Origin of the sequence: Aequorivita vitellina (genome assembly GCF_022008365.1) — a bacterium.
Taxonomy (GTDB): domain Bacteria; phylum Bacteroidota; class Bacteroidia; order Flavobacteriales; family Flavobacteriaceae; genus Aequorivita; species Aequorivita vitellina.
Window position 1 is genome coordinate 1 of sequence record NZ_JAIRBA010000049.1, and the last position, 11,074, is coordinate 11,074.

7 protein-coding genes are annotated in these 11,074 nt (G+C 42.5%); 5 read left to right on the plus strand and 2 right to left on the minus strand.

The genetic code is table 11. The features are described 5' to 3' along the window. Positions 1-249: 249 nt before the first annotated feature. On the minus strand, positions 250-543 hold the full coding sequence (locus K8089_RS15545; RefSeq protein WP_237604219.1) for a GIY-YIG nuclease family protein: 294 nt from the start codon (positions 541-543) through the stop codon (positions 250-252). Between the two features lie 414 nt (positions 544-957). Between K8089_RS15545 and K8089_RS15550 the strand changes: the two genes are divergently transcribed. The 5 genes from K8089_RS15550 to azu all read left to right on the plus strand — a co-directional run bounded on the left by K8089_RS15550 (position 958) and on the right by azu (position 9,247). Continuing rightward, the gene (locus K8089_RS15550; protein ID WP_237604220.1) at positions 958-2,094 is read left to right on the plus strand and encodes a DegT/DnrJ/EryC1/StrS family aminotransferase; all 1,137 of its coding nucleotides are present in this window, start codon (positions 958-960) and stop codon (positions 2,092-2,094) included. Between the two features lie 337 nt (positions 2,095-2,431). Beyond that, positions 2,432-4,141: a polysaccharide biosynthesis protein gene (locus K8089_RS15555; protein WP_237604221.1), complete on the plus strand. Its 1,710-nt coding sequence runs from the start codon at positions 2,432-2,434 to the stop codon at positions 4,139-4,141. Between the two features lie 546 nt (positions 4,142-4,687). Beyond that, positions 4,688-5,353, plus strand: a complete 666-nt coding sequence (locus tag K8089_RS15560; RefSeq protein WP_237604222.1) for a polysaccharide biosynthesis/export family protein — start codon at positions 4,688-4,690, stop codon at positions 5,351-5,353. 101 nt (positions 5,354-5,454) lie between these two features. Further along, the gene (locus K8089_RS15565; protein ID WP_237604223.1) at positions 5,455-7,827 is read left to right on the plus strand and encodes a GumC family protein; all 2,373 of its coding nucleotides are present in this window, start codon (positions 5,455-5,457) and stop codon (positions 7,825-7,827) included. A 910-nt stretch (positions 7,828-8,737) separates the two neighbouring features. Further along, positions 8,738-9,247, plus strand: a complete 510-nt coding sequence (gene azu / locus K8089_RS15570; RefSeq protein ID WP_237604224.1) for an azurin — start codon at positions 8,738-8,740, stop codon at positions 9,245-9,247. 556 nt (positions 9,248-9,803) lie between these two features. Here the strand turns inward: azu and K8089_RS15575 are convergent. After that, a complete protein-coding gene (locus K8089_RS15575) occupies positions 9,804-10,799 on the minus strand; it encodes a lipoate--protein ligase (RefSeq protein ID WP_237604225.1) in 996 nt (331 codons plus the stop codon). Positions 10,800-11,074 lie beyond the last annotated feature (275 nt).

Genomic DNA, 11,074 nt, shown 5'->3' on the forward strand with positions numbered 1-11,074 from the left:
CCTTAAATAAACACACATCTTTCAAATTAAAATAATTACAGAGGGGAAGGAACCCACACACGAAACATAAACCAACTGTCAAGCAGAGCAGCCCGCCCCGAGCGCAGCCGAAGGGTCATTGCGAAGGAGGCACAACCGTATCACCCCAGCCAAATTTGAATAAAACCTAACTCGTCATTGCGAGGGAGGCACGACCGAAGCAACCTCTACATGATCCCACCTACCACCACAAAAAATCACAACCCCTCATTACCCACCATTCAACCTCTCAAATAAATCCTCCCACTCCGGATTCATTTCATCAACCAACCTAATCTTATTTCTCCTACTTCCAGATTTAATTCTCTTTTCAAAAGCAATAGCATCAGTTATATATCTGAATTCCTTATAATAAACCAATTTATCACAATTATACGTGCTAGTAAACCCTTTATAAAACTTACTTTTATGCTGAAAAACACGCCGTTTTAAATCAGATGTAACACCTGTATACAATACAGTGTTATTTTTATTCGTCATCATATATACATGCGAAACCTTCATTATTATAACATTATATATCTTATTCAAAACAAATCATCCTCTCAAACACAGCAAAACAACCCACCAACTAAAATTTACCCAAATTTAATTAAAACTAACTAGCCTGCCCCGAGCACAGCCGAAGGGTCATTGCGAGGGATGCATAACCGCATCACCCCATCCAAATTTGAATAAAACCAACTCGTCATTGCGAGGGAGGCACGACCGAAGCAACCTCAACATGATATCACCTACCATCAAAAAAACACTAAACCCTCAACCCCAATTCCCAAAATTTCCCTACCTTTGCATCTCCCCAGTAGTCTAATCAAGGCAAAACCTTGATGGATTAACCTATTACACAATTGCTATTTGTTTTAAATTAATATAACTCCCCTTATAATTAATTGTAGAACGAAGCTTGTATATTATGCTATGAAAGAAAAGATTTATCTCTCTTCGCCACATATGGGTGGGACTGAACAAAATTATGTTCAGGAGGCTTTTAACACCAATTGGATAGCTCCACTAGGGCCAAATGTCAATGCTTTTGAACTTGCTTTGGAATCTTATCTCGGCCAGGACACTCACGTTGCTGCCCTCAGCTCTGGCACGGCAGCAATTCATTTATCGTTAATTATGCTTGGTGTAGGTAGGGGAGATGAGGTACTTTGCCAAAGTATGACCTTTTCCGCCTCCGCCAACCCAATCGTATATCAAGGCGCAACCCCCATTTTTATAGATAGCGAGCCAGATACGTGGAACCTTTCTCCTACCTATTTGGAAGAAGCTATTATCGATCGCCTTGCCCTAGGTAAAAAACCCAAAGCTATTATAGCCGTTCACCTATATGGGATGCCCTATAAAGTCGATGAGGTTACAGCCTTAGCTAAAAAATACGACATCCCCCTAATTGAAGACAGTGCCGAAGCGCTTGGTAGTAGCTATAAAGGACAGAAATGTGGCACTTTTGGCGACTTCTCCATCCTTTCGTTCAATGGGAATAAAATTATTACCACTTCTGGCGGTGGTGCCTTAGCAACCAGAAAACCAAAACATAAACAACAAGCCTTATTCCTCGCTACCCAAGCTCGTGATGACGCCCCTCATTATCAGCATAGTCATATCGGCTACAACTATAGAATGAGCAATATTTGTGCTGGAATTGGCAGGGGCCAGATGGAGGTTTTAGACAAGCACGTGGCCTTACGAAGAAAAATGAACTTGTTTTATAACGAACTTTTTTCTAACTTTCAGGACATAATGGTTTTTAAAGAGCCGTGTAATGATTACTTTAGTAACCATTGGCTTAGTTGCATAACATTTAAAAACCCTGACAAAAAGTACAACCCTAACACCCTAAGAGAAGCCCTTCAGGTCGAAAACATCGAGTCTAGACCGTTGTGGAAGCCAATGCATTTACAACCAATTTTTAAAAACTCCCCATATTATGGCAATACTACTAGCGAATCCCTCTTTAATACAGGTCTCTGCCTTCCTTCTGGCAGTAACCTCAACGAAGAAGATCGCCAACGTATAGCCAACACTATCCTCACATTTTTAAAAAGATAGTATTATGGAAAAACACGCCAACCAAGGATTTTTACGCAAACAGTACGCAGGAGTTAGAACCTACGTCTTAGAACAACATTTCCTCCCCCGCTGGGCAGTTGTTGCAATCGACTTAAGCATCTGCTTGTTTTCTTATTTAATAACAGTCTTTATCCTACGCAATATTCCTATTGCTACCTATCAGGTATTATCGCTAGTAGAAAAATCCCTAATTATTCTGGGGCTCCAATTACTCTGTTTTGGTCTCTTTAGAACCTATTCAGGTATAATAAGGCACAGTACCTTTACCGATGTTTACCGAATTGCCCTGGCTTCAGCCTCCGTCTTCCTATTAGCTATGATAGGTAATAGTGCCTATATTTCCTATACCGGTAACCAAGTCTTTTCGGGTACTGGCTTGCTTTTATACACCTTCCTATCATTCGGTTTCCTTATGGCATTCCGTATTCTCGTAAAGGAGTCGTATCGTTTCCTAAGTAATACAGCCTCTCAAAATTCAAAAAAACGCATCTTGGTCTTTGGCGTGTCCGACACTAGTATCGGCTTAGCCCAGTCCCTTATCAATGATGCCCATTCCCCTTACCGTCCAATTGCCTTCTTAAGCACCAATGAAAAAGGTCATAATTATAAAATTATGAACTTACCCATCCTTAACTGCTGTGGGGCCATAGAAAACGAATTAGAAGCTATAAAGAAAAGATATAATATTCAAGGCTTACTCTTGGTTGGCGATACTTTATCGGTTCCTGAGAAAAATCGTATTGTCGAAAAAACCTTCGCTGCCGGTCTTGAAGTTTACAATACCTTTATGCCCGAAAAATGGGATAAACTATCAGACGTACACCTTAAAATAGCTCCCCTGCAAATTGAGGATTTGCTAGAACGTGACCCTATAGAAATAGATACCCAGCTAATTTGCAACGATCTCCGTGGCAAAACCATCTTGGTTACTGGCGGTGCCGGTAGTATAGGGTCCGAGCTAGCAAAACAGGTTGCCGTCTTTAAACCTAAAAAGCTTATCATTCTCGACAATGCCGAAAGTGCCTTACATAGCATCGATCTCTACCTTAAAAAAACCTTCCCCAAATTAAAATATCAATGCTATCTCGCCGACGTCACACAACAAGGTCGTATGGAAGGAGTTTTCGCAAAGTTTCGTTTTGACGTCGTTTATCACGCCGCCGCCTACAAGCACGTGCCTATGATCGAAAACCATCCTCGTGAAGGCATTCGCATCAATACTATGGGTACCCGTATCTTGGCAAAACTGGCCTGCGATTATGGCTGCCAGCGCTTTGTAATGGTTTCTACAGACAAAGCCGTAAACCCAAGCAATGTAATGGGCGCTACCAAACGCGCTGCCGAAATGTACGTTCAGGCCTTACAAAGCAAACCCGGTGTTACCACAAAATTTATCACCACTCGCTTTGGCAATGTATTGGGTAGTAATGGCTCAGTAATACCATTCTTTAAAGAACAAATAAAAAACGGTGGCCCTGTTACCGTCACCCATAAAGATATCATCCGTTACTTCATGACCATCCCCGAAGCCTGTCAATTGGTATTACAAGCGGGTACAATGGGCAAAGGTGGAGAGATCTTTGTATTCGATATGGGCAAGCCTGTGCGCATCCTCGACATGGCAGAACGTATGATCAAACTAAGCGGACTAAAACCCTACGAAGACATTCCAATAGAAATAACAGGTCTTCGGGAGGGCGAAAAACTATACGAAGAGCTCCTCAATGATGGCGAGCAAATGCTATCTACCTTCCATCCAAAGATTATGGTAAGTGGAGTAGTGGAGTACGAATACGAATACGTAAGCCAAGCCTTAGATCATTTAGACATTTTAATAAACAAGGTGGGCAAAAAGCGTGAAATAATCAAAAAACTAAAAGCCTTAGTCCCCGAGTTCCTAAGCCAAAACTCCGTGTACCAAGATCTAGACCTCCTCGAAAAACCCGTAGAAGTCACCATCCTAAACGGCAACCCCCTCCCCAACCAAAAACACCCCAAACCAGTAGCTGTCAAAACCCAAACCTAAACTAAGCCACAACAAACGCAAGGAACCAAGACAACGGGAATCAAGTGAACCACGAGAGTGGTACTAAATATGAAATATTGTAATATGTTATGATTTATGAGTTATAGTCAATGTCGTAAGCAAATAATGAAGTTAAAGACCCACGACCCAAGACTAAAAGAACCAACACACTATGGAATATCATTTGAAGTTCCACTGCAATCCCCCCTTCGAAGAGCCTGTCCCGAATTTACTTCGGGCTTGTCCCGAATTTACTTCGGGAAGGGCTAGGGGGATGTTCATGAAATTTGGAACATCAACCGCTAACCAACAACAGACAACCCACAACCGAAAACCCACAACCGACAACTCACAACCGACATTCAATACAACAAAATTTACTAACACTATATACCAAAGAAACCATATCTTTGCAAAAAAAAACAACCAATGAAGGGATTAATAAGTAAAGTTTTACTTTTCGTTCTAATAGCTATATTGGGCGCCTCTTGCGTACCTAGACAAAAAATCGTTTACTTCCAAGACTTAGAGCAAAAAAAAGCGCTAATGGACAGTGTTGAGAATAGCTTTAAAATCCAACCCAACGACCTCTTAAGTATTGTCGTTTCCGCTTATGACCTAGAGGCCGTCCGTCCCTTTAACTTAATTAGTGAAACACGTCCTACTATTGGAAATTCTGGATTAACATCAAGTTCAGCTCAACAACAAAACTACCTCACAGCCCAAGATGGTACTATTGACTTCCCAGTCCTAGGTAGGATAAAGGTTGCGGGCTTAACTCGCACAGAGCTAAGTGAGATGTTGGTCAACCGTATTTCCGAATACGTAAAAGATCCTATTGTCACTATTCGAATTGTAAATTTTAAAGTAAGCGTCTTAGGTGAAGTAGCGCGCCCCGGCACTTATAATGTAGAAGGCGAAAGACTCACCTTGCCTGAGGCCCTTGGTCTCGCAGGCGATATGACTATCTTTGGCCGAAGAGATAATGTGCTTGTAATCCGCGACAATGGCAACGGAAAACAATACAAATACTTGGACTTTAGAGATTCCGACGTATTAAACAGCGATTTCTACTACCTTCAACAAAACGACGTAATATACGTAGAACCCAACAACGCCCAAATTCAAAGCAGCAGCTTTAATAGGAATACCACTATATACATAAGCATCGCCTCCCTACTTTTATCAGTACTGGTAATTGTGTTCAGGTAGAGATTAAAATCAACAGACAACCCACAACCCACAACCTACAACCCACAACCGACAACCGACAACCGACAACCGACAACCAACAACAGATAACCGACAACAGAATGCAAGACCAACCCCAATCCCACCCCCACTCCGAAGACCAGGAACTAACCCTTCGCGAACAGCTAGAAGCCTACTTGCGCTACTGGCCGTGGTTTATCATTGGCGTCCTACTAGCATTAACGGGTGCTTATCTTTATTTACGTTATACGGTTCCTTCCTACAAGGTAACTGCCACTATCCTAATTAAAGATGAAAAAAGTAATGCCCTTACAGAGCTTTCTGCCTTTCAAGACATGGGCCTTGCTGGGCTTTCTTCTTCCGACTTCGACAACGAACTCGAAATCCTAAAATCAAAATCCCTTACCGAAAAAGTTGTTGATGAACTAAACTTGCAAGTCCGATATTACAAAGAAGGTAACGTTCGCGATGCCGAGGTTTATGATAACCTCTCTTTTGAAGTAAAACTACTGCCTACTCCCGAAAAAAGTGGAACTCCCAGTGGTTATCTATATATCAATCCCCTTTCAACCACCACCTTCTCCCTTAAAATAGAAGGCCAAAATAAGGAAACCCATAAGTTTGGTGAACCTCTGAGCTTCGACTGGGGTACCCTTGTAGTTACTCCCAACTTATCGGTTTTAAACAAAAATTCTGAAAATAATGAACTTCGTGTAAGCATTAGTAATAAAGATGCTGTTGTTGGTAGTCTCAGAAACGGTATTACGGCCACTCAAGTGAGTAAAAACAGCACCGTTATTGGTTTGGAATTGGTCTCTCCCGTCCCAGAAAAAGCTAAAGCCATTCTCGATGAACTTATCCAACAGTATAACGAAGATGCTATTAACGATAAAAACATGATTTCTCGCAACACGGCCAACTTCATCCAAAGCCGTTTAGAAATCATCACCAGCGAATTAGACAGTGTAGAAACTGGCAAAGTAGAGTTTAAGCAAGAAAACCGCTTAACGGACATTGCGGCGGAAGGCCAGTTATTTCTAGAAAATGCCAGTGAATTTAATAAAAAACAACTGGAAGTAGAAACCCAAATCGCTTTGGTAAATACCATGCAGGAATACATTGATAATGGCAGTCCAGACGATCTGCTTCCTGCTAATTTAGGCGTAGATAAAGAAGGCTTCGCTGGAGAAATAGAACAGTATAACCAATTAATCCTACAACGCAACAAACTTTTACAAAGCAGTACTCTAAAAAACCCTCTTGTAGTAGGTTTAGAAGATCAAATCGCAGGCTTACGTGCCAATATCAAGCAAAGCCTTTCCAATGTAAAAAGTGGCTTACAAATTCAACGCAACAGATTAAACCAACAAGGCGCTAGGATTGGTGGCGAAATATCTGCCATTCCTGCCAAGGAAAAACAATTCAGAAGCATCAGCCGCCAACAGGAAATTAAGGAAGCTCTTTATTTATACCTATTGCAAAAACGGGAAGAAACAGCAATCTCTTTGGCGGTAACCACCCCTAAAGCAAAAATAGTTGATAGTGCATATAGCTCCTCAGGACCGGTATCTCCTAAACGACAAATAATCCTACTGGCAGCCTTAATTTTGGGTCTCTTAATTCCGTTTCTTGTAATATACATCCAACTACTCCTAGATAACAAAATTAGAAACCGTGCTTACATAGAGCGCAACGGCGGCGACATCCCTATTGTTGGTGAAGTCCCGGAATTGGGTAAAAAGGATGAAGAACTTGTCCAAGTTAACGATTACTCCATCTTGGCAGAGTCCTTTAGAATCTTACGTACCAACTTACAATATTTAATGCTCGATAAGCAAGAAGAAACGGAGAGAGGCAAAGTAATTTTTGTTACTTCTACCGTAAAAGGTGAGGGGAAGACCTTTGTTTCATCTAACCTTGCCATTACCTTGGCAAACAGTGGTGCCAAAGTTGTGCTGGTGGGTGCAGACATTCGTAACCCACAATTGCAACGTTATATCCACCACGAATATATAAACAATGGAGTAGTGGAGTACCTGGTTTATAAAGACAGCACCGTTGACGATTATTTACAGGCTTCCAAAATACAGGACAACCTTTGGCTTATGATGAGTGGTACCATCCCCCCAAACCCCGCCGAGCTATGGATGCAAAAAAGGGCCGGCGATCTTTTTGAAAATCTCGCCAATCAATTTGATTACGTAGTAGTGGACACCGCTCCATCCATGTTGGTGACAGACACCCTCTTAATCAACAAATACGCCGACATCACCCTCTACACCCTCAGAGCCGGCTACACCGAAAAGAAACTCCTAGACTTCCCCATAGAACAGGAAAAAACCAAAAAGTTAAAGCATGTAGCCTTCGTCCTCAACAACGTAAGCATGGCCAACTTCGGCTACGGCAACAAATACGGCTACACCTACGGTCAAAAGAAACAAACCTTCTGGCAAAAAGCCTTCGGCAAACGCTAACCCATACCTATTGTCAGGGTGAGCGCAGTCGAACCCCGCCGTCTAACGCATCCCCCCGCAAGCAATATGTCAGGACAGGCCAAATGTCAGGGTGAGCGCAGTCGAACCCCCACGGTCTAACTCATCCCATCGCCCTCCCAATGTCAGGGTGAGCGCAGTCGAACCCCCACTGTCTAACGCATCCCTTCGCAAGCAAAATGTCAGGGTGAGCGCAGTCGAACCCCGTTGTCTAACGCATACCCCCGCAAGCCCCATTGTCAGGGTGAGCAGCCCGTCCTAAGCACAGCCGAAGCGCATCCGATAGTTATCGGATCGAATCCCATTCCCAATGTCAGGGTGAGCAGCCCGTCCTGAGCGGAGCCAAAAGGCAGTCGACCCCCAATCCCAATGTCAGGGTGAGCGCAGTCGAACCCCGTTGTCTAACGCATACCCCCGCAAGCAATATATGTCAGGGTGAGCGCAGTCGAACCCCGCCGTCTAACGCCTCCCTTCGCAAGCAAAATGTCAGCGTGAACAACCCATCCCAAGCACAGCCGAAAGGTCATTGCGAGGGAGGCACGACCGAAGCAACCTCTACATGATAGCACCTCCCCCCCACAAACAAACACCCACCTCCCACCACAAACAAACACCTACCTCCCCCCACAACCATTAACCATTAACTCATCTCAAAAATCAACCATCTTCAAAAATCACGGCTTTTATATGTTGTCCCTACAGGACAATGGCTTATACATTACTATTTTTTCTACCCATATGTTGTGCCTACGGCACAGGAACACACCCCCCCCACAAAAAAATGTTACAACATTCCCAATTTTTCACAAATCATCCCCAGTATATTTTGCAATCCTAAAAATAGAAGTTAATTTTGTCTCTAATTTATAATTAATCTAAATTCTATATAAAAATGAAAAAGTTAATCTTAGTATTTATGGGAGCTATAGCAATTAGCTGTGGCGACAACAAAAAAGAAGAAAAACCAGCAATGCAAATCGGCACCCAGGTTGAAGAAAAAGCTGCTCCAGCTGAAGTTGACGATACCGTAGCCAAAGTAACCATAGAAGGAAACGACCAAATGAAATTCAACAAATCTGAAATTCGCGTTAAAGCTGGTCAAAAGGTAGTTCTAACCTTAAAACACGTAGGAACAATGGATGTTACTGTTATGGGACATAACTGGGCCTTACTTACTCAAGACGCCGATATGGCTGCAGTAGGACAAGCGGCTGCTTCTGCAAAAGACACCGACTATATCCCAACCGATATGGCCGATAAAATTATTGTACACACCAAAATGTTAGGTGGTGGCGAAACCGACACTATCGAGTTCGAAGCCCCAGCCCCCGGAACCTACACTTTCATGTGTACCTTCCCCGGCCACTACGCCCTTATGCAAGGTAAATTTATCGTAGAGTAATTTACCACCACCACAACCATCAAAGAAAGCTAAAAGTGTATCTACATTTTTAGCTTTTTTTTATCAAAATCTCAACATGAGCAAAATGTCAGGGTGAGCGCAGTCGAACCCCGCTGTCTAACGCATTTCATCGCAAGCCCTATTGTCAGGGTGAGCAGCCTGCCCTGAGCACAGCCAAAGCGCATCCGATAGCTATCGGATCGAACCCCCGTTGCCATCCAATTGTCAGGGTGAGCGCAGTCGAACCCCCACGGTCTAACTCATCTCATCGCAAGCAATATGTCAGGCTAAGCAAAATGTCAAGGTGAGCACCCCGTCCTGTCAATTAATCCTGCTTCCTGCTTCCTGCAGCGCAGCGATCTTGTATCGTCTGTCAACCTATTTCAGGACAAGTCATTTCGTCCTACGTCTTAAGTCCTACCGTCCTACGTCCAAAATCTAGCATCTAGACTCTAGACTCTATACTCTATACTCTAGCCTCTAGCCTCTAGCATCTCAAATCTCAAATCTCACATCTCAAATCTCACATCTCAAATCTCACATCTCACATCCCCCTTCACCTCCCATAAACCAATTCCACAAACTCCCCCTTATCAACATCTCCAAAATACTCTTTAATCTCCACAGCTTTCAATAAGTCCACAATATCCTCCTTTTCATATCGCACGTCCATTAAAAGGTTTTCAAGATTTTCAATAGGTTCCTTTCCAAAGAAATCCCCGAATATTTTAAATTCCTTTATCTTCCCTTTCTTCACAAAAATGCGCAAATCTATTTCACCCACAGCAAAACGCTTGCTACGCTGAATATTAAACTTAGGCGACCTACCGTAGTTCCAATCCCAAGTATCGTACTTTTCTTTTTTGAGCTCGTGTACGGCTTTCCATTCATCGGTCGTTAAACGGTAGCTTTCAAAAGGCTCGTTTTCTTCGTATAAGCCTTCCAATAAAAGCTTCCTAAAATCTGTAATATGCAGGGGATCCTCTAAAAACTCAGTAATATTCGCCACTCTACTTCGTACAGATTTATGTCCTTTAGACTCAATCTTGCTCATCTTTACGTTTAGGGCGTTTACCACTTCCCCCAAATCGGTGTTAAATAAAAGGGTTCCGTGACTTACCATTCTTTTTCCCGTAGAAAACTGTGCCGTCCCCGAAATCTTCTTTTCTTCTACTTGTATATCGTTGCGTCCTTTAAGCTCGGCATCTAAGCCTAAGCTCTTTAATACTTTAATCACTGGTGCAGTAAACTTTTTAAAATTGTTTAAGCTTTTTATATCGTGATTGGTAATAAAACTAAAGTTGAGGTTCCCAAAATCGTGATATACAGCCCCGCCACCCGAAATTCTTCGAACTACGTGCAACTTCTTTTCATCTACATACTCGTGATTTATCTCTTCAAGGGTATTCTGATTTCTCCCTATAATTATTGAAGGCTCGTTGATATAAAACAGCAAATAATCCTGCTCCGCACTAAAATTCCGCAGCGCATATTCCTCCAATGCCAGATTTAACCTCGGATTGGTATGGTTTTCGTTTTCAATAAAAATCATTCTATTTCGGTTTTATACAAAGATAATTAATTGTTTCCTGTTTATTAATTAGTTGCTCAATTGAGATTAAAGAATAAAGAAAAGAGAAAAGAGAAAAGACCCTCCCCAATCTCCAAACAGAGTAGGGGAGCTCCCAAATTGTCCAGAATGCCCCATTTGTTTTGTCTAGTTTCTAGCATCTAGCATCTAGCCTCTAGCCTCTAAATTCTAGTCTCCTGTCACGCCTCCCGTCTCAAATCTCAAATCTCAAATCTCCATCCAATGTCACACTGAGC